The sequence below is a fragment of the Desulfonatronum zhilinae genome, from assembly GCF_900182865.1.
GTDB classification, from domain to species: domain Bacteria; phylum Desulfobacterota; class Desulfovibrionia; order Desulfovibrionales; family Desulfonatronaceae; genus Desulfonatronum; species Desulfonatronum lacustre.
This window is the reverse complement of sequence record NZ_FXUJ01000002.1, coordinates 79,544-97,525: the sequence shown is the minus strand read 5'-3', so window position 1 is coordinate 97,525 and position 17,982 is coordinate 79,544. Positions and strand designations below refer to the sequence as shown.

The window sequence follows — 17,982 nt, the reverse complement described above, 5'->3', positions numbered from 1 at the left end:
AGTGGCAGATAAAATATCCGGTACGCAGAAGACGGCCATCCTGCTGTTGGCCTTGGGAGACAAGTGCGCCGTGGACGTGTTCAAACGCCTGGATCGTCGCGAGATCACCCAGGTGAGCAAGGCCATGGTGGAGATGGATTCGGTCCCCAAGGAGATGGTCGAGGAGGTGCTCAAGGAGTTCAACCAGGTCCTGGCCCTGGGCGAAAACATGCTGGTCGGCAGCCCGGACCGGGTGCGCAAGATGCTCCAGGGGCTGGACAGCGAAACGGCCAAATTCGTCTTGGACTCCTTGGAACTGGACACCGGGCCGGGGCCGTTCAAGGCTTTGGAAAGCATCAGCCCGAAGTTGCTGGCCCAGATTCTGCGCAACGAACACCCTCAGACACTGGCCTTGATTCTGGGTCACCTGGAGTCGGAGCAGGCCGCCGGGCTGCTCCAGAACATGACCGCCGGGGTCCGGGCCGAAGTGCTGATCCGCTTGGCCCGCCTGGAGGCCGTTCCCGCGGACATGCTGGAGGACGTGGGCAAGGTGCTGGATCGGCAACTGATCGCCATGGGCGGTCGCGAAGGCAGGAAAGTCGGCGGAGTGTCGTCGGTGGCCGAGATCCTCAACGCAGTGGAACGCGCCACGGAAGAGGAAGTGTTGGCGGACATCGAAGAGGAATCCACTCAGCTGGCCGAGGAAATCCGACAACTCATGTTCGTGTTCGAGGATATCAAGACCCTGGACGATCGCGGCATTCGGGAGCTGCTCAAGGAGGTCAGCAACGACGAACTGACCCTGGCCTTGAAGGGTGCCAGCGAAGAACTGCGGGCCAAATTCTTTTCCAACCTGTCCGAACGCGCGGCTACCATGATCAAGGAAGATCTGGAAATCATGGGACCGGTCAAGCTGTCCGAGGTGGAAACGGCCCAGATGAACGTGGTCAAGGTGGTTCGTCGGCTGGAAGCCGAGGGCCGGATCATCATCACGGGCAAGGGAGGCGGCGATGTCCTTCTCTAATCCTGATGGCGTCCGATCCGGAGGGAAAATCCTCATCGGTCCCCGCTCCGTGGGGTTGTCCGACTTGACTCTGGCCGGCGGGCGTCAAGCCGCCTGGAGCATGGAGGCCGAAGAGGAATATCTGGTCCGGGTCCGGGCCAAGGCCCAGGTCATGGCCAAGGACATTCTGGCCCAGGCCATGGAAGAGGCAAAACAAATCAAGGCCCAGGCCAGGGACGAAGGCTTTCGCGAGGGACAGGCCGAGGGCGATACCCAGTTGAAGCAAGTCCTGGAGCAGGCCGCCGGGCAATGCGCCGCAGTGATCAGCTCCATTGAGGAACAGGGCCGAGCCGTGTGGCAAACCCACCGCGGCGACCTGGTGATGCTCTTGCACGTCATGGTGGAAAAAGCCATCGCCGTGGAGTTGGACGTGCATCGCCGGGAGAGCATGGCCAATCTGCTGGACCAGGCCGTGGACATGATCGACGCCAAGCGCAAGGTGATCATTGCCGTCAATCCGCAAGACCGCGGACTGATCGAAGACCTGCTGACCTTGGGAAAATCGGACGACGACCGCCTGACGGCCTGGAAAATCAAGGATGATCCACGAATCGAACCCGGCGGGCTGATCCTGGAGTGCGATCATGGGATGGTGGACAACACCGTCGCGTCACGCAAAGCCGGCCTGCGTGAAATTCTGGACCAACTGACCCTGGAGGAAAACGGCTGATGGGGCTTTGTCCGCAAAGTTGCGCCAACGTGCTCCGGGAGACGGACCCGGCCCGAACCTTCGGCAAGGTTTCCAAGGTCGTCGGCCTGCTGGTGGAAGGCCGGGGCATGAAGGCTTCCCTGGGATCGTTCTGCCGCCTGCTCTCGGACGACGACCCGGAAGGCATTCCCGCCGAGGTGGTCGGATTCCGTAACGGTTCGGTGCTGTTCATGCCCTACGGCGAAATGCGGGGCATCCGGCCCGGCAATCTGATTCAGAATTCCAACACTCCGCCTCTGTTCCCCGTGGGCAAGCGGATGTTGGGTCGGGTCCTGGACGCCTTCGGCCAACCCATGGATTCGGGCCCCGTGCTGCAACCATCCCAGTACTATCCCCTGCACGCCGAACCGCTCAACCCCCTAAAACGCCCTCGGATTCACGCTCCGCTGGACACCGGAGTCCAGGCCATCAACGGTCTGCTGACCCTGGGAAAGGGCCAGCGGGTGGGGATCATGGCCGGTTCCGGGGTGGGCAAGAGCACCATGATGGGCATGATCGCGCGCTACACCAAGGCGGATGTGAACGTCATCGCCCTGGTGGGCGAGCGGGGACGCGAAGTTTTGGATTTCATGGAAAAAGATTTGGGACCGGAGGGCTTGGCCCGCTCGGTGCTGATCGTGGCCACCTCGGAACAGGGGCCGCTGGTCCGGATGCGGGCCGCGTTCGCGGCCACGGCCGTGGCCGAATATTTCCGGGACAAGGGCCAGGACGTGATCCTGATGATGGACTCCGTGACCCGGTTCGCCATGGCCGCCCGCGAGGTGGGCCTGGCCGCCGGAGAGCCGCCCACCACCAGAGGGTACACGCCCACGGTGTTCGCCATGCTGCCCCGGCTCCTGGAGCGGGCCGGAAACAGCGAGCAGGGCAGCATCACCGGGATTTACACCGTGTTGGTGGAAGGCGATGATTTTACCGAACCCGTGGCCGACGCGGTCCGCTCCATCCTGGACGGCCACATCGTGCTCACCCGGGAGCTGGCCGATCAGGGCCATTACCCGGCCATTGACGTGCTCAAAAGCGTCAGCAGGTTGCGCGCGGACGTCACCCCGCCGGAAGTCCTTCAGGCCGGCCGGGAGGTAATTCGCTCCCTGGCCACGTTCAAAAAGGTGGAGGATATGGTGAATATCGGGGCCTATGCCAAGGGCAGCAGTCAGGAAATTGACATGGCACTGCAACGCATCGGCCCGATCCAGAACTACCTCCGCCAACAGGTGGACGAGTGTCGCCCCCTTGAGGACAGTTTTTCCGGGCTGTTCACTTTGTTGGACAAGGACGCCGGGAAGTGACGCCATGTCGTGAAGCCGACCGGGACAACGGACCGTTCGGCAAGGCCAGGGGACTGGTGGTGGCCGGAACCCACAGCGGATGCGGCAAAACCCTGGCCACGATGGGGCTGGCGGCCGCTTTCCGGGAACGAGGGCTCCAGGTCCAGGGATTCAAGGTCGGGCCGGACTTCATTGATCCCACGCATCTGGCCGCGGTCAGCGGCCGTTTCGTCCACAATCTGGATGGCTGGATTCTGAGCCGAGACGTGGTTTTGGAGCTGTTCCACCGGTACGCCCGGGACGTGGACGTCTGCCTGGTGGAAGGGGTGATGGGCCTGTTCGACGGCGCATCCGGCTCGGACGAGAGCGGTTCCACGGCCCAGATGGCCAAATGGCTGGGCTTGCCCGTGGTTCTTGTGGTGGACGCCCGGTCCCAGGCCCGCTCCGCCGCGGCCCTGGTGCGCGGCTTTCGGGACTTTGATCCGGAACTGCGACTGGCCGGGGTGATCTTTACCCAGGTGGGCGGGCCAAGCCATGAAGCCTTGCTCCGCGAAGCCATGGCCGCGTACCTGCCGGAGCTGCCTTGCCTTGGTCTTTTGCCTCGCCGACCGAATCTGGTCCTGCCCTCCCGGCACCTCGGGTTGGTCATGGCCGCTGATTTGGGCCGGTCCCCGACGGAAAAGTCGTCCGAAGACGCGACGGGGGGGACATCAGGGGGGATATCGAGGGCAGAAAATCAGGGTCGGGAACAAACCACGTTCTGGGACTCCCAGCGTCGGGAAAGCTTGGCCGCCTGGGCCGAACAAGGACTGGATTTGGATCGAATCCAGCGAATCAGCGCACAGCCGGGCTTCGCGAACCCTGCTTCAGCAGGCCGGGCGACCGAATCGGCGTCGCCACTCAGTATCTGCCTTAGGATCTGCCCCAAGGTGGCCCCCAGAGTGGTCTCCGGAGTGCCTCACGGAGTGACCATCGGCGTGGCCAGAGATCCGGCCTTCTGTTTTTATTACCAGGAAAACTTGCGATTACTGGAACGGGCCGGGGCGCGGCTGGTCTTTTTTTCTCCCCTCACGGACGAGCGGTTACCAGAAGGCGTGGCCGGATTGTACCTGGGAGGTGGTTACCCGGAACTCTATTCCGACGGGCTGGCCGCGAACCATGCCCTGCGCGAGGCGATTCGAACGGCCGCCCAGGAAGGGATGCCCGTTTATGCCGAATGCGGGGGCATGATGTACCTGCTTTCCGAGCTGGAGGACGTGGACGGGAAGCGTTTTCCCATGGTCGGCCTTTTACCGGGTCGGGCCAAGATGCTTTCCCGATTCCAGGCCCTGGGCTACAGGAAGGTGGAACTGCTTGCCGATAGCGTTTTGGGGCCCGTAGGGACCGTGCTGCGCGGCCATGAGTTTCATTATTCCAAGCTGGAAGGGCTTTCGGAAAACGCCTGCGAGCCGGCCTTTCGGGTCGCGGATCGCCGGGATCAGGAGAGCCTGGCTGGTTTTCGACACAGCAACGTGATGGCCTCGTACGTCCACCTGCATTTCGGATCTCATCCACCGGCCGCCGCCGCGTTCACGCGGGCCTGCGAGCGTTTTGCGGCCAACCGCAACCAAAGGATTTGATCATGACCGAGTTGGAGCCGATCCCCCTGAATCCCGCCGGGCTGGATATCGAGAACGAGTCCATGCGGATCATCGATGCCGAAGTTCCGCCTCCGAGGCCCTTTGGCGACGCCGAGTGGCCGGTGGTCCGGCGGATGATCCACGCCAGCGCGGACTTTGAACTCTTGGACCTGGTTCGGTTTCACCCCCGGGCCGTGACGGCCGGGCTGGAAGCCTTGCGCCGAGGTTGTCCGGTGATCACGGACACCCGCATGGCCCAGGCGGGCCTGTCTCCAAGGCTGTACGCTCCCCTCGGGTGCGAGGTGCATTGCCTGATCAGCGACCCTGAAACCCTGGAACAATCCCGGCTTACCGGCTCCACCCGCGCCGCCGCGGCGGTGGACGTGGCGGCCCAGCTCTTCCAAGAGGCCATATGGGTGGTGGGCAACGCCCCCACGGCTCTGCTCCGTCTTCTGGAGTTGATACAAGGCAAAGCCGTGATCCCGAGCCTGGTCATCGGCATGCCGGTGGGGTTCGTCCAAGCCGAGGAATCCAAACAAGCCCTGCTGGAATCCGAAGGAATCCCCTTCATCCTGATTCGCGGCCGCAAAGGCGGTTCGGCCCTGGCCGCCGCGGCTCTGAACGCCCTGGCCGGGATGGCCCTTGCCGATGTTCCGGTGTAGGGGCGACCGGCCGGTCGCCCCTACGGTCGTTGACACGGAAAACCGTACACAGAATCCTTCCATCCCGACATGAACCATCGCGCCAAGGTACGAATCGGCTTCACCACCGGGTCTTCGGCCACGGCCGCGACCAAGGCCGGGGTGTTGTTTCTGGTGCGCGAGGTGAGGCCCAAGCGCGTCGACATTCCCTGCCCGGAGGGGCATGTCCGGCTGGTAATCCCGCTGGAAAGCCTGGAGGTGGAGACATCGCCCGCCGGCGAGCGTGCAGTCCTGGTCACGGTGCGCAAGCAGGCCGGAGACGACCCGGACGCCACCCACGACGCGGTCATTTCGGCTCGCGTCCATTTGGAACCGTGGCCTCGGCCCGAGGTGGTGGTCCGGGGAGGAAAAGGGGTGGGGATGGTCACCAGGCCCGGATTGCCCGTGTCCGTGGGCCGGGCGGCCATCAATCCGGGGCCGCTGCGGCAGATCCAACGGGCTTTATTGGAAACACTGGAGCAGCTTGGATGCGTCGCCAGAGTCCACGTGCTGGTGGAGGTCCCTCGGGGCGAGGAACTGGCGGCCAAGACCCTGAACCCCAGATTGGGCATTGTCGGCGGGATTTCCATCCTCGGGACCCGGGGCACGGTGAAGGCCTTCAGCCATGCGGCGTGGAAAGAGACGATCATCCAGTGTCTGGACGTGGTTCGGGCCGAAGGCCTGGACACCGTGGCCCTGAGCACCGGGGGGAAAGGGCAGCGCTTTCTGGAGGCCGCCTTCCCCCGACTTCCCCGAACCGCCTTCATTCAAGCAGGGGATCATCCAGGATTCGCCATGCGCCAGGCTGCCCGACGCGGGATGCGCAAGGTGATCTGGGGGGGCTTCTGGGGCAAGCTGCTTAAAATGGCCCATGGACGACCGCAAACCCATGCCCGACTTTTTGCCGTGGACCTGCCTGCCTTGGCCGAACTGGCGGCGAGCTTGGGCATGGAATCGGATGCAACCGAGAAAATCGCTCGGGCCAACACGGCCAGAGAAGCCCTGGACATCCTGCGCAGCAGGGATCGCTTCGCCGCAGTGACGTCGGAAGCCCTTGTTCGAGCTCTTGATCACTGCCGCATTTGGGGTCGACAATTGGTGGACGTGGAATTGATTTTATTGGACTATGATGGTCAGATATTGCACAGGGCGGAACACAAGGCCTCCAACTCGACGGAGAGCCGTTCGACTTCCGCCTGAGCCTCGAATCCCGACAACGAACGACACCCGACAACGACATCGGAGGAAATCAAACCATGGGAAAAATTATCGCGGTCTGCACCAGCCCCAAGAAGGGCCAGCGGAAAAAGAATATTGATCAGGGAGAACTCGTGGCCGAGCATGGCCTGCAAGGCGACGCCCACGCCGGGCCCTGGCATCGGCAGGTCAGTCTGCTGGCCATGGAAAGCATCAAAAAAATGCAGGCCGCCGGCCTGAAGGTCGGCCCGGGAGACTTCGCGGAAAACCTGACCACCGAAGGCATCGACCTCCCCAGCCTGCCCCTGGGCACCAAGCTGCGCATCGGCCCGCAAGCCCTGGGCGAGGTCACCCAAATCGGCAAGGAATGTCACACCCGATGCGCCATTTTTCACCAGGCTGGAGATTGCGTGATGCCCAAAGAAGGCATTTTCATCCAGGTCCTGACCGGAGGGACCGTCCGAGTGGGGGACGTGGTGGAAGTGGACAACTGAGGAGGAAGAGACGCCTTTCGCCACTATCTTGAAAAACGAGAACAGCAGGGTCACGCTTTCCGAAAACAGCAGACATGGAATAACCGGCCTGAAGGTCGGAAAGAAAAAGGGTTGCAAGCACAAGCTTGCAACCCTTTAATTTTAATTGGCGTCCCCAAGGGGATTCGAACCCCTGTTACCGGCGTGAAAGGCCGCTACATATTTATTTCTTTTTTGCCGTCTTTTGCTGCTTTGTACTTATCGCTAAAAAAATAGTTAATAAAAATTACCTCTTGACTACTTTTCTTTACTGTGTATTGTGGGGGCGCGTGCATTTTTTTTACCATGTATTGCGGGGGCGCGTGTGGGGGATGATGTGGGGGAGCTTTCACCAGTTCAAGCAGGGGAGGACGGTATGCCCAAGCAAAGCAGGCAGAAGACGAAATATGCAGGTGTTTACGCGGTTCAGAATTCAGACGGATCACGGGCTTTTTATATTCGGTATCGGCGGCCCGGCGAGGCCAGGCTGATCGAAGAGAAGGCCGGAAGCTCCGCCCCTCCCGACCTGATGACGGCGGCGAAAGCGAACCAGCTTCGGACGGATAAGATAGCGGGCCGGACCAGCGCGAACACCGTACAGAGGGAGCAAGGCAAGTGGACCTTCAAGCGGATATTCGGCGCATACATTGAAGACAGGGGGGATTCCCTTCGCGGCGTCATCTCTGACAAGGGAAGGTGGAAAAATTACGCTGAGAAGCCTCTCGGGAGCAAAGCCCCCTCCGAAGCCACCACGCTGGACATGGACCGCATCAGAAAGAGTATGGAGAAGGAAGGGCTTTCCGCTCAGTCGATCAAGCACGTCTTCGCCCTCGTCAAGCGGTTGCTCCACTGGGGTGTCCGCAAGGGATTGATCGACATGCCTTCACAGAAGAAATTGCGCATCGACATGCCCCGCGTTGACAATGAAGTGACCGAGGACTTGAGCGAAGATCAGGTGGGCCGGCTGCTGGCCGCCCTGGATGAAGAAGAAAACCAGAGCATAGCCGACGTTATGCGGCTGGCATTGGTTTCGGGTATGCGACGGGGAGAAATCTTCAGCCTCCAATGGTCCGACGTAAGCCTTGATCGTGGTGCCGTGACCATCCGGAATCCAAAGGGCGGAAAGACCACCTCTCTGCCCCTGAATGACTCCGCCCTGGAGATCATCCGGCGGCAACCCAAGCGCGGCCTCCATGTCTTTACAACCATCGACGGTCACCGCCTTTCTAACGGTTCATATCGGACACTTCGACGGATCAGGGAAAAGGCCGGGCTGCCCAAGTCCTTCCGCCCACTGCACGGCCTCCGCCATGCCTTCGCTTCCCGGCTGGCTGCTTCCGGCGTGGATATGTACGTCGTTCAAAAACTGCTGACCCACAAAAGCCAGGCCATGACCCAGCGTTACAGTCACCTGCGCGACGAGGCCCTGAAGAACGGCGCGGAGGTCGGCGGCAAGGTACTTCCCCTGCGGCCCGCTGCGAACGGATAGCCCACAACGGAACGGCCCGGGCGGGTGGTGATGCACCTGCCTGGGCCTGACCAGAATCATACGGAGGTATGACCATGGCTGAAACTCAATTATCGAACGTGTTGGCTTTTGAAAAGCCCAAGGGGCGGCGCGTGTTGGACCTTCCCGAGGGGTGCATGGCTCCACGGGTGCCCTTCGATTTTCCCGTCCAATATCCGCTTCAGGAAGATGACGACGACACCCATCATTACCAAGCGTTTTTGGATGGCCTGCGGGCCTTTTACTTGCTCATCGCTGCCTGGAATTCTGACTCCGGAAAAGATACTCCGGAACTCCCCGCGAACGGACTCCGCCTTTGGGTCGCGGCTTTGCGTGCTCAATACATGGAGTTGACGGAACGGGGTAACGAGTTTGACGGCCTTGTCCAGGGGCGGGTTGGTTATTGTGGCGTTGCCAACGGACTGGCAGTCCTTGAGAGTGTCCTAAAGAATTACGATTCCGGGATGGTCGGTTGCGGATACGATCTCGGTTGGATAGCTGAACGGCTGGAAGAGCACCGCTTGCAAATATTGGCGTGGCTGAAAGAATTGGAAGCCGATCGCAACCAGAACTGAACACCACACCAAATGACCAAATTTCCCGGCCTACTCGCGGCCTGATCAGTTGCGGGGAAAAGTCGCCGACCCTGGGCGGCCTGGCCGGGCTCACCATCAGGGGAAGTGAGGGGCTTGTGATGTTATCCCATGAAGATCAAATGATGCTGGCAAGGGCGATCCAAAAACATACAGATGCCGAGAATCCCCAGCCTATTGATGTGGAAGATTTCAGGCTGGCATTTCCGGAGCCGGAAACACAAGCACCTTTGAGTGATGATGAGGCCCTGGAATGGATCGCTTTCAGCCCTGAAAGCATCGGCCATGATTTTATCGCTGATCGTATCGCTTCTTGGGCATGGCGTGCTCGTGAAAATCCAGAAGATAATGAAGCACATCTTTTGATCCAAAGGTTGGGCAAAGCCCTCTCAAAGGGCGAGATACGCTCAAGAGGTGGGCAGGAGAAATTCCGCCCCTCAGACGTGCATTATTTCGCCATGTGTTTGAGGCTGGCACATGATTGCATTGCCCCATGGTTTCGGGATTGGAAAAAGGAGCAGGTCAAGATGGATCTGCGTGGCCGCGAAAATTCCTTTGCGACCCGTGTTTCAGAAAGCGTCCCTCCCCAAATGAAATCTTTTGGCGGCCATGGGCGTAAGTGGGGGGCCGTGTTTTATGATCAGTTGATGAAAGGTGGCTCTGAAGCGTCTGCCGACAAGAAGCATGTAAAAAGCCTTCTCGGCTTTCTCATGGAAAAAACAATCCTGGAGTTGCTTGGCAACACAGACTCCAAAACCATTGCCAAGCATCTCAGGCCCGCCAAAGCGCTGGCCTATGCTGATGACTATTCCAAGCGTTACGGCAGAATAGAATTCGGGAAGCCTGCAAAAGACCAAGGGGTGCCGTTCATCCTGCGGTAGCCTCACCCATTCCCCCTCCCTTCGCTCATTCACGAAAAGGGCCAATGAATCGATTGATTCGTTGGCCTTTTTCTTTTGATAGCAAGGGATAGTCTCCAATCCAATCACATGGAAACAGGAGGTTATCCCATGGAATACGTCAATGATGTGGCTGCTGCTGCAAGACTCGGGTTGTCAGTAAAGACGCTGAGGGCCTGGAGACTTCAGGGCCGTGGACCTCGTTACCTCAAGCTCGGGCGGGCGGTGCGGTACCTGGTGCAGGAATTGGATGCTTGGGCTTCCCGGCGAACCGTGATCCCGATCCAAGAACGGGAAGGAGGTCGCCATGCAGCCTCCTGAAAATGAAAACCCCGGCGCAGGGTGGGCACCGGGGCAAGGGGAAAAGCTGGCTGGAACGGCTTCACTTTGCCCCAATCTCCCCGGAAATGCAAGCTTTTCCCGCGACGGAATCTTGAAATCCCTGGCGTCCATCCGCTCCGAGATTGAGCGGCGGCCATGCGGTGGTGCGGAGATGAGCGACCACACCCGCATCCAGGAATTTCAATCTCACATCGAGGCGGCAGGGCTGCGGCCCGGCCATGTTCTGGCGGACGGCACTATCCATAGGTGCCCGGTTGAAAATAAGCCCGGCGCGAAAGATGGAGCGTACATTCTCCACCTGGACGCTCCATGCTCAGGCTATTTTTGCAACCACAGGACGGGCGAATCAGGCACATGGACGGCATCCAATACGGAGGGCATGTCCCAGGCTGACCGGGACCGTATCCGTCAACGGATCGACGCTGCCCGCGCCGAGGCCCAGCGGCAACGGGAAGCTGATCAACAGGCTGCGGCGGAGCGTGCGCGGACCCGGTACGACCGGGCGCGGCCTGCGTCCCCGGATCATCCTTACCTGATCAAGAAGGGCATCAAGCCCCTGCCCGGCCTGCGTCAGTCCGGAAATCTGCTGATCGTCCCGATCATGGACGAGGCCGGGAAAATCGTCTCACTCCAATACATCAGCCCGGACGGTCAAAAGCGCTTCCTGAAGGGCGGGAAGACAGGCGGCGGTCTCTTCGCCATCAAGGGGAGCGGAACCCTGGCCGTCGGCGAGGGCCTGGCTACCAACGCAACCATCCATGAGGCCAAAGGCTGGACCGTCCTTGTTGCCTTCAATGCGGGGAATCTCCGGCGCGTGGCTGAAATCGCCCGGAAGAGATACCCGGATCGGCGGATCATCATCTGCGCGGACAACGACACCGAAACCCAAGGCAACCCCGGCCTGAATGCTGCCCAGGACGCGGCGCGGGCGGTATCCGGCCTGCTGGCGGTCCCGGACATGGGCGGGCGGCCTTGCGACTGGAACGACTACCACCAAGCCCACGGCCTGGAGACCGCCCGGGCGGCCCTGGAGCAAGCCACTCCCCCACCTCCACCAGAACCAAATGCGGAACGGGATCAGAAAGCCAAGTGCCCCCGCATGATCGTTCCAGTTTCCATTGCGGATTTCCTGGCAATGGACTTTCCGCCGCGGCGTAACCTGCTGGCCCCATGGTTGCCTGCGCAAGGACTTGTGATGGTGTTCGCGGCCCGTGGCATCGGCAAGACCTTCTTTTCCTTGGGCGCGGCATATGCCGTAGCTTGTGGGGGCGTCTTCCTGGGCTGGCAAGCGCCCCGTCCGTCCGGCGTGCTGTACCTGGATGGGGAAATGCCCGGAGCAGTGATGCAGGAACGCTTGGCGGCTCTGGTGGCGTCCTCCCAAGAACCCCAGGCCCCTTTGATCCTGGTCACACCAGACCTTCAGCCTGAAGGCATGCCCCGGCTGGACACCACGGAAGGACAAGAGGCCGTCGAGGGCATCTTGACCCCGGACATTGACCTGATCGTCGTGGACAACATCAGCACCCTAACCTGCACCAAGGAGAACGAGGCGGACGGGTGGACCCCTGTTCAAGCCTGGGCGTTGCGTCAACGTGCTCGCGGTCGTTCCGTCCTGTTTGTTCACCATTCGGGCAAGGGTGGCCAGCAGCGTGGCACCTCCCGGCGCGAAGACGTTCTGGACACCGTTCTGAACCTGCGCCGGCCAGTTGACTATGAGCCAGATCAAGGCGCTGTGTTCGAGGTCCACTTTGAAAAAGCCCGTGGACTGTTCGGAGAAGACGTGCATCCGATCGAGGCCCGGCTGTCCATGGACCAGACGGGCAACATGACCTGGACCACTCGCCAGGTCGAAGCCTGCAATTATGAGCGGGTCGTTTCCTTGCTCAACGAAGGCATGAGCCAGAAGGACATTGCCGTCGAGTTGGGGTTGAACAAGTCGAACGTATCCCGGCACGCCAAGAGGGCGAAACATGAAGGACTCGTAACACCGAAAGCGAGGGCCGAGTCATGATTCACAGCGCAACCGGCAGCGCAACTCATGCGCAACTGCCCCCCGCAACCACCTCTGAAAAGCACCCCCAAAACACCCCGAGTTGCGCAGTTGCGGCACCTAGGGGGCGCAACTGCGCAACTCAAGGCCATTACAGCGCAACCGGCAGCGCAACCAGTGCGCAACTACCCCTGAAAAACAGCGCAACTCAGAGGCCCAAAATCAGCCCCAAAAGTTGCGCAGTTTTGAGCCAGAAAAAACGCCTTTGCCAGCGCAACCGGCAGCGCAACCAGTGCGCAACTCGGAAGAAATCAGTTCTCCGGCTCGGGAGTTTTTAGAGTTGGCTGTCAGGGAATTCGTAACACTCCACACCGACGGGCGCGGCGGGCTTTGGTGGTCGTCTCAGAAGTATTTCGATGACCCCGGCTCCTTGGGCTACGTCTCTGAAATCTGGAGCGAGGCATGGCCGTGCTTGTTCAAGCTGCTGACCTCGGGCGGCCTGGACCACCTCCTGCACCGGCGGACCACCTCCACCTCCCCGTCCTTGCCCCTGGAGCGGCCCAGGCGGAAGCGGATCACCAAAGAGATGCTGGAGCGCTATCGAAAGGCGCGGCCCTGGATCGAGGCGCACATGCCTGCACTCCTGGCCCAGGCCTGGACCCGGCGCACCCTCTTTCGGGCTGGGCGGCATCCTCACCCCTGCGGGCAGTGGGGTTTGGCCTGGTCCTCGGGCTGGACCTCCCCCCACTTGGCCCGCGTGGAGATCGGCGAAGACGGCGTGGCCTTCGTCCTGGCGGAACCTCACCGGACTGTCACTCAGACGGCCCGGCCCGTTTAATACAACCACCAACCAACTGGAGAAAATATCATGCAATTTCAAAAGGCACAGAGAAAGAAGGCGAAACTTCGGCTTGCCCTGTCCGGCCCGAGTGGATCCGGGAAAACTTATTCCGCCCTGCTCATCGCCAAGGGACTGGCACCCGGCGGACGTATCGCCATGATCGACACCGAAGGCGGCTCCGGTGAACTGTACGCGGACCACGAAGGCATGCCGGAATATCACTGCTTGCAATTCTCACCGCCATACTCCCCGGACAGAGCCGTGAAGGCGATCCAGGCGGCGAAGAGCGCCGGTTTCGATGTTGTGATTTTCGATAGCCTTTCCCACATCTGGATGGGTGAAGGCGGCCTGCTGGAGATGGTCGACACTGCGGGGAAAGGGCTTAGCGGGAACACGTTCGCGGCATGGAAAGCGGTACGGCCGCACGAAAAGAAATTCCTGGAAGCCCTGGTGCGGACGGACATTCACATCATTGCGACCATGCGCACCAAGACGGCCTGGGAAATCACGAAGGACGAAAAGACCGGCAAGGCCAAGCCCGTCAAGCTGGGACTGAAACCGGAGCAACGCGAGGGCCTGGAGTATGAATTTACGGTTGTCCTGGACTTGGCCGTGGAAGGCAACGTGGCCTCGGCATCCAAGGACCGTACGGCCTTGTTTCGCGGGAAATACTTCGTCCCTGGAGAGGCCACCGGGGTTCAGCTTCGCTCCTGGCTGGACAACGGGACCGACGCCCCGGCCCCGGCAACTCCCTCGGAAGCACAGCAACCGACGTGCCCCGCACCGTCGGCCCCCGCGGCTTCCGCTCCGGAACAACCCCAGGGCCCGGGCATGCAGGTGGACATGATCAGCGAACCCCAGCGCAAGAAGATTTTTGCTATGGGCCGGGAACTCGGCCTGGACAAGGATGAAATCCTGAGCAGGGCCAACGTCTGGTTGAAGAAGGTCAATCGCCCCGAGGTGGCCAGCATTGCCGATCTGGATAAGTGGTCAGCAAGTGGCTTGATCGAGGCCATGAGCAAGGCCAAGCCCCAGGCCGAAAAAGCCCCTGAGCAGGCCCCGGCCCCTGAACCCGCAAACCCGCCCATGGACGCCATGCCCTGGTAGCAGAAGGAGATTATCATGCAACACACCATCTTCATCGACCTGGAAACCTTGCCCGGTGAAAGCCGTCCTGATCCCTCGGAAATTCAAGCCCCGGCCAACTACAAAGACCCGGCCAAAATTGCGGCGTATCAGCTTGAGAAGGTGGAAGAAGCCTATCGACGGCAAGCCTTGGACTCCATGACCGGGCGCATTCTGACAATCGGTTACGCCATCGACGACGCGGACCCCGTGGCCCTGACCGTGGGCATGACCGTGGAGACCGAGACCGAGGCCCTGGAGCGGCTGGAAGATGTGATTGATCCCCTGCCACGGCCAATCGTTTGGGCAGGGCACAACGTCAGGGCCTTCGATCTTCAATGGTTGTGGCGGCGATCGATCCGCCATGATTGCGCAAGGCTGGCCCAGACGATCCCCAGGGAGCGGTACAGCAAGTACGTGATCGACTCCATGGAGATTTGGGCAGGCCCGGACTACCAGGCGCGTGTTTCCCTGGACAAGGTTGCCCGGTTTCTCGGGCTGGGTGCGAAGACGGAAGGCATGGACGGCTCCAAGGTTTTCGACTTCTGGCAGGACGGCAAGCTGGAAGAGATCAGCGAGTATTGCCTTCAGGACGTAGCCCTGGCCCGTGATGTGATCCGCGTCCTGACCTTCGGGCAAGGGAGGCTGACATGCAACTGATCTTGGACAATCAGGCGACCTTGGCCGGGCTTTCCCCCGGCCCGGTTCGCCGGGAAATAGAGCTGGCCCTGTCCATGAAAAACCCCGCCTTCACCGAAGCCGAGAAGCGCGGGCGCTGGACCGGGAACATCGACGAGGTGCTGAAGTTCTACAAGCCAGTGGTGGACGGCATCCAGTTCCCCAGGGGCGCGGCACGTATGGCCTGGAACGTCCTGCACAAGCACGGAATCAAGCCGGAGGTCGTGGACAACCGTTTGACCCTGGAGCCGGTCAAAATGGCGTTCAAGGGCAGTTTGCGGCCCTACCAGGAGGCAGCAGCCAAAGCAGCCTTCCGCGTGTGTGACGGTGTGCTTCAGGCCGCAACCGGCGCGGGGAAAACGGTCATGGCGCTGAAGGTCGCCGCCGTTCGCAAGCAACCGTGTTTGGTCGTCGTTCATTCCAGGCCGCTCATGGATCAGTGGGCGGATCGGATTGAAGCCTTCCTGGAATGCAAGCCGGGAATGGTCGGCGGCGGGAAATTCGATGCCCGCCCCCTGACCGTGGGCATGGTTCAGACCATCAAGAATCGGCTCCCGGAGTTGGTCAAGCTGTTCGGTCAGGTCATCGTTGACGAGTGCCACCGGACGCCCTCCACCACGTTCGCGGAAGTGGTCCGGGAATTCCCCGCCAAGTTTCGGCTTGGAATCTCCGCAACCCCGTACCGACGCGACGGGCTGACGCCCCTGATCCACCACGTCCTGGGGGAAACCGTTCATCGTGTTGACCCGAAGTGTCTTGCCGAAACCGGCGCCGTCCTCCGCCCCCGGGTGCGGTTGGTCAAGACGGGTTTTTCGTACGACTTCGCCGACGACTACGCGGACATGATCAGCGCCCTCGTGGATGATCAGGTTCGGAATTTCCGAATCCTCCGCGTGATCCAGGAGACCGCCAAGCCCGCACTGGTGGTCAGTGATCGGGTGGAGCATCTGCGGACGCTGGGGGCAATGGTTGCGGACAAATGCCCGGACCTGCGGCCCGCGATCCTCCACGGCAGCACCCCGGCCACCAAGCGGACCAAGATCATCGAGGCCCTGGCCGAAGGGCGCGTGGATGTGCTCCTGGCCTCTGCTTCACTTGTGGGCGAGGGCTTTGACGCTCCCGGATTGAGTGACCTGATCCTGGCCACTCCATGCAAGTGGTCCGGGCGGCTCATTCAGATTTGCGGGCGCGTCCTCCGGCCTGCACCGGGGAAACAGCCCACGATCCACGACGTCGCCGATACGCTGCAACCGGTCCTGGCGCACCAGGTCAAGGAACGGGTGAAGGTTTACCGGCAGGAGTTTGACTATGATCCTTCCGCGGAGGTGGACGATGACGAATAAAGCATGGCTGGGCGTTGATCCCGGCGCATCCGGCGCGGCGGCCCTGATCACGAACGAAGGCGAGGCCCTGGTTATGGACTGGCCCGGAAGTATCCCCCTTGCCCTCGGAACGCTTCGGGCCTGGAAGCTGGAGCACCGCATTGAACTGGCCGCCCTGGAATCTGTTCACGCCATGCCCAAGCAAGGCGTTTCAAGCATGTTCAAGCTCGGCATGAACTTCGGAGCATGGCAGGCCATACTTGCCGCCCTGAGCATCCCCACGGTGCTGGTACGCCCTCAGGAATGGCAAAAAGGATGTCTCCATAAAAGCGACGGCACGGACACCAAGTGTCAAAGCCTGGAAGCAGCCCGGAGGCAATGGCCGGACGTGGACCTGGACCTGAAAAAGCACCATGGCCGATCCGATGCCCTCCACCTGGCCGAGTATGCGCGAAAGCGAGGATGATGAGCCAAAAGCCTTGGCCGATCTCCTGGCTGATCTGCCCGAGTGGATCAGCCGGAGGCAGGCCGCAAACCTGATTCCTGGGCTGATCACGGCCAAAGCGCTGGCAAATCTGGACCACCGGAGACGCGGGCCATGGAAGTGGAGATACACCGGGCGGGGGATTCAGTACGAGACGAAAGCCTTTCTGGTGTGGCTGGAAGAGAAGTTCCTGTGATCAAAACTTTTCGGCGGGAATGACCCTTACATGCACGAAATAGCGGGCTTGCTTGTCAACTTTCTCCCCCGAAACCCCGCATAACCATTCACTTAATCCAAAACATGCTTGCAATTTACAAGCATCGATGGGGGCTAAAAGCATATGACGAAAGGAAAAATCAACGATCGCAAGTTAAAACAGATGCTTAGGGAAGGAAAAAGCAAGAAGCACTGTGCCGCTCACTTCAACTGCTCCGTTTCCGCCATTGATCAGCGCATCAGGAAGCTGGAAATCGTCGTCTCCAAGGATTTGGTGATGAACGTCAAGCGGGCCGAGAAGGTTGCCGAGGAAAGCTTTGACGCTGTTGCACAGTTGAAGCGCATCCACAAATCCGCCACGGACAGCTTGGCGAAACTGGAAGGCGTTATGAGTGGGAAGGTGGACCCGAAAGAGTTGCAACCCCTGCTCTCAGGCAAGACCAGTGTTGCCGAAGCTCACGTCAAATACCTGGCCGAGGTCCGCAAGCAGTTGGACTTGAGCCATAACATTTTCAGAAGCCTGTACGACATGCGCCAAGTTCAGAAATTCCAGCAGGTGGTCATCGAGGAATTACAGCAGGCGGATCCGACACTGGCGAAACGAGTGATTGACCGGCTGGCCGTGCGCAGCGTGGTGAACTCATCCCTGGCCCTGACCTGATCCGCCCAGGGCGGTTTCGCTGCCCCATATTTACGCTGTACGGGCTTTTCTCCAAGGGGGTTGAGATCTATCCCCCTTTGTTTTTTCTCCATGTGGCGGGGAGAGGTTCAAGATTTTTCGGAAAAACTCCCGGAGCATTTTTTCCGGTGGGCGGGGATCGGAATGAATGCCGTCAGGGTTGGGGAGGGGATTTCGAGGAAGCCGGGGTGGGGGCAGGGCAAAAGATTTTGGTAAAATATACCGTCGCGTTTACAAGTGGGGAGGTATATGGAGCGAAAAAAGTTTTCGCGGCCACTACGG

General features: G+C 60.6%; 19 protein-coding genes and 1 tRNA gene. 19 read left to right on the top strand and 1 reads right to left on the bottom strand.

Annotated features, from left to right (window positions below; translation table 11 throughout):
- Window position 1: 1 nt before the first annotated feature.
- From fliG to AC559A_RS02825, 7 genes are all read left to right on the top strand, one after another.
- Window positions 2-1,003: a flagellar motor switch protein FliG gene (gene fliG, locus AC559A_RS02855; RefSeq protein ID WP_035261753.1), complete on the top strand. Its 1,002-nt coding sequence runs from the start codon at window positions 2-4 to the stop codon at window positions 1,001-1,003.
- Window positions 990-1,712: a FliH/SctL family protein gene (locus tag AC559A_RS02850; protein ID WP_498816150.1), complete on the top strand. Its 723-nt coding sequence runs from the start codon at window positions 990-992 to the stop codon at window positions 1,710-1,712. The genes fliG and AC559A_RS02850 overlap by 14 nt, the downstream gene beginning before the upstream one ends.
- Window positions 1,712-3,037 (top strand): FliI/YscN family ATPase, encoded by a 1,326-nt coding sequence (locus tag AC559A_RS02845; protein WP_498816149.1) that lies wholly within the window; start codon window positions 1,712-1,714, stop codon window positions 3,035-3,037. Before AC559A_RS02850 ends, AC559A_RS02845 begins: the two co-directional genes overlap by 1 nt.
- Window positions 3,034-4,635 (top strand): cobyrinic acid a,c-diamide synthase CobB, encoded by a 1,602-nt coding sequence (locus tag AC559A_RS02840; RefSeq protein ID WP_498816148.1) that lies wholly within the window; start codon window positions 3,034-3,036, stop codon window positions 4,633-4,635. The genes AC559A_RS02845 and AC559A_RS02840 overlap by 4 nt, the downstream gene beginning before the upstream one ends.
- A gap of 2 nt (window positions 4,636-4,637) precedes the next feature.
- On the top strand, window positions 4,638-5,297 hold the full coding sequence (locus AC559A_RS02835) for a precorrin-8X methylmutase (RefSeq protein WP_498816146.1): 660 nt from the start codon (window positions 4,638-4,640) through the stop codon (window positions 5,295-5,297).
- Window positions 5,298-5,366: 69 nt separating this feature from the next.
- Complete coding sequence (cbiD, locus tag AC559A_RS02830; RefSeq protein WP_498816145.1) at window positions 5,367-6,515, top strand: cobalt-precorrin-5B (C(1))-methyltransferase CbiD; 1,149 nt, start codon at window positions 5,367-5,369, stop codon at window positions 6,513-6,515.
- A gap of 56 nt (window positions 6,516-6,571) precedes the next feature.
- Entirely contained in the window at window positions 6,572-7,006 is a 435-nt protein-coding gene (locus tag AC559A_RS02825; RefSeq protein ID WP_028572571.1) for an MOSC domain-containing protein, read from the top strand.
- A gap of 146 nt (window positions 7,007-7,152) precedes the next feature.
- On the opposite strand, the gene AC559A_RS02820 is transcribed toward AC559A_RS02825, so the two are convergent.
- Window positions 7,153-7,239, bottom strand: a tRNA-Glu gene (locus AC559A_RS02820).
- 161 nt (window positions 7,240-7,400) lie between these two features.
- Between AC559A_RS02820 and AC559A_RS02815 the strand changes: the two genes are divergently transcribed.
- From AC559A_RS02815 to AC559A_RS02760, 12 genes are all read left to right on the top strand, one after another.
- Entirely contained in the window at window positions 7,401-8,513 is a 1,113-nt protein-coding gene (locus AC559A_RS02815; RefSeq protein WP_498816144.1) for a tyrosine-type recombinase/integrase, read from the top strand.
- Window positions 8,514-8,587: 74 nt separating this feature from the next.
- A complete protein-coding gene (locus AC559A_RS02810; protein WP_498816142.1) occupies window positions 8,588-9,106 on the top strand; it encodes a hypothetical protein in 519 nt (172 codons plus the stop codon).
- Window positions 9,067-10,005, top strand: coding sequence for a hypothetical protein (locus AC559A_RS02805; RefSeq protein ID WP_498816141.1), 939 nt, complete (start codon window positions 9,067-9,069; stop codon window positions 10,003-10,005). The genes AC559A_RS02810 and AC559A_RS02805 overlap by 40 nt, the downstream gene beginning before the upstream one ends.
- A gap of 108 nt (window positions 10,006-10,113) precedes the next feature.
- A complete protein-coding gene (locus AC559A_RS02800; protein ID WP_498816140.1) occupies window positions 10,114-10,344 on the top strand; it encodes a helix-turn-helix transcriptional regulator in 231 nt (76 codons plus the stop codon).
- Window positions 10,331-12,376 (top strand): AAA family ATPase, encoded by a 2,046-nt coding sequence (locus tag AC559A_RS02795; protein WP_498816139.1) that lies wholly within the window; start codon window positions 10,331-10,333, stop codon window positions 12,374-12,376. Before AC559A_RS02800 ends, AC559A_RS02795 begins: the two co-directional genes overlap by 14 nt.
- A gap of 271 nt (window positions 12,377-12,647) precedes the next feature.
- Window positions 12,648-13,193: a hypothetical protein gene (locus AC559A_RS02790; protein ID WP_498816138.1), complete on the top strand. Its 546-nt coding sequence runs from the start codon at window positions 12,648-12,650 to the stop codon at window positions 13,191-13,193.
- 30 nt (window positions 13,194-13,223) lie between these two features.
- Window positions 13,224-14,303, top strand: a complete 1,080-nt coding sequence (locus AC559A_RS02785; protein ID WP_498816136.1) for an ATP-binding protein — start codon at window positions 13,224-13,226, stop codon at window positions 14,301-14,303.
- A 15-nt stretch (window positions 14,304-14,318) separates the two neighbouring features.
- Window positions 14,319-14,981 carry a ribonuclease H-like domain-containing protein gene (locus AC559A_RS02780; protein WP_498816135.1) on the top strand — a complete coding sequence of 221 codons (663 nt, stop codon included), beginning with the start codon at window positions 14,319-14,321 and terminating at the stop codon, window positions 14,979-14,981.
- Window positions 14,972-16,342: a DEAD/DEAH box helicase gene (locus tag AC559A_RS02775; RefSeq protein ID WP_498816134.1), complete on the top strand. Its 1,371-nt coding sequence runs from the start codon at window positions 14,972-14,974 to the stop codon at window positions 16,340-16,342. Before AC559A_RS02780 ends, AC559A_RS02775 begins: the two co-directional genes overlap by 10 nt.
- Window positions 16,332-16,787, top strand: a complete 456-nt coding sequence (locus tag AC559A_RS02770; RefSeq protein WP_498816133.1) for a hypothetical protein — start codon at window positions 16,332-16,334, stop codon at window positions 16,785-16,787. Before AC559A_RS02775 ends, AC559A_RS02770 begins: the two co-directional genes overlap by 11 nt.
- Window positions 16,735-17,001, top strand: coding sequence for a hypothetical protein (locus AC559A_RS02765; protein ID WP_498816131.1), 267 nt, complete (start codon window positions 16,735-16,737; stop codon window positions 16,999-17,001). The genes AC559A_RS02770 and AC559A_RS02765 overlap by 53 nt, the downstream gene beginning before the upstream one ends.
- Window positions 17,002-17,145: 144 nt before the next feature.
- Window positions 17,146-17,682: a hypothetical protein gene (locus tag AC559A_RS02760; protein WP_498816130.1), complete on the top strand. Its 537-nt coding sequence runs from the start codon at window positions 17,146-17,148 to the stop codon at window positions 17,680-17,682.
- Window positions 17,683-17,982: the final 300 nt, after the last annotated feature.

Bases quoted from the DNA above. Each gene is read 5' to 3' on its own strand.
- AC559A_RS02850 (WP_498816150.1), top strand. From the start codon at position 990: ATGTCCTTCTCTAATCCTGATGGCGTCCGATCCGGAGGGAAAATCCTC.
- AC559A_RS02845 (WP_498816149.1), top strand. From the start codon at position 1,712: ATGGGGCTTTGTCCGCAAAGTTGCGCCAACGTGCTCCGGGAGACGGAC.
- AC559A_RS02835 (WP_498816146.1), top strand. From the start codon at position 4,638: ATGACCGAGTTGGAGCCGATCCCCCTGAATCCCGCCGGGCTGGATATC.
- cbiD (WP_498816145.1), top strand. From the start codon at position 5,367: ATGAACCATCGCGCCAAGGTACGAATCGGCTTCACCACCGGGTCTTCG.
- AC559A_RS02825 (WP_028572571.1), top strand. From the start codon at position 6,572: ATGGGAAAAATTATCGCGGTCTGCACCAGCCCCAAGAAGGGCCAGCGG.
- AC559A_RS02815 (WP_498816144.1), top strand. From the start codon at position 7,401: ATGCCCAAGCAAAGCAGGCAGAAGACGAAATATGCAGGTGTTTACGCG.
- AC559A_RS02810 (WP_498816142.1), top strand. From the start codon at position 8,588: ATGGCTGAAACTCAATTATCGAACGTGTTGGCTTTTGAAAAGCCCAAG.
- AC559A_RS02800 (WP_498816140.1), top strand. From the start codon at position 10,114: ATGGAAACAGGAGGTTATCCCATGGAATACGTCAATGATGTGGCTGCT.
- AC559A_RS02795 (WP_498816139.1), top strand. From the start codon at position 10,331: ATGCAGCCTCCTGAAAATGAAAACCCCGGCGCAGGGTGGGCACCGGGG.
- AC559A_RS02785 (WP_498816136.1), top strand. From the start codon at position 13,224: ATGCAATTTCAAAAGGCACAGAGAAAGAAGGCGAAACTTCGGCTTGCC.
- AC559A_RS02780 (WP_498816135.1), top strand. From the start codon at position 14,319: ATGCAACACACCATCTTCATCGACCTGGAAACCTTGCCCGGTGAAAGC.
- AC559A_RS02775 (WP_498816134.1), top strand. From the start codon at position 14,972: ATGCAACTGATCTTGGACAATCAGGCGACCTTGGCCGGGCTTTCCCCC.
- AC559A_RS02770 (WP_498816133.1), top strand. From the start codon at position 16,332: ATGACGAATAAAGCATGGCTGGGCGTTGATCCCGGCGCATCCGGCGCG.
- AC559A_RS02765 (WP_498816131.1), top strand. From the start codon at position 16,735: ATGGCCGATCCGATGCCCTCCACCTGGCCGAGTATGCGCGAAAGCGAG.
- AC559A_RS02760 (WP_498816130.1), top strand. From the start codon at position 17,146: ATGACGAAAGGAAAAATCAACGATCGCAAGTTAAAACAGATGCTTAGG.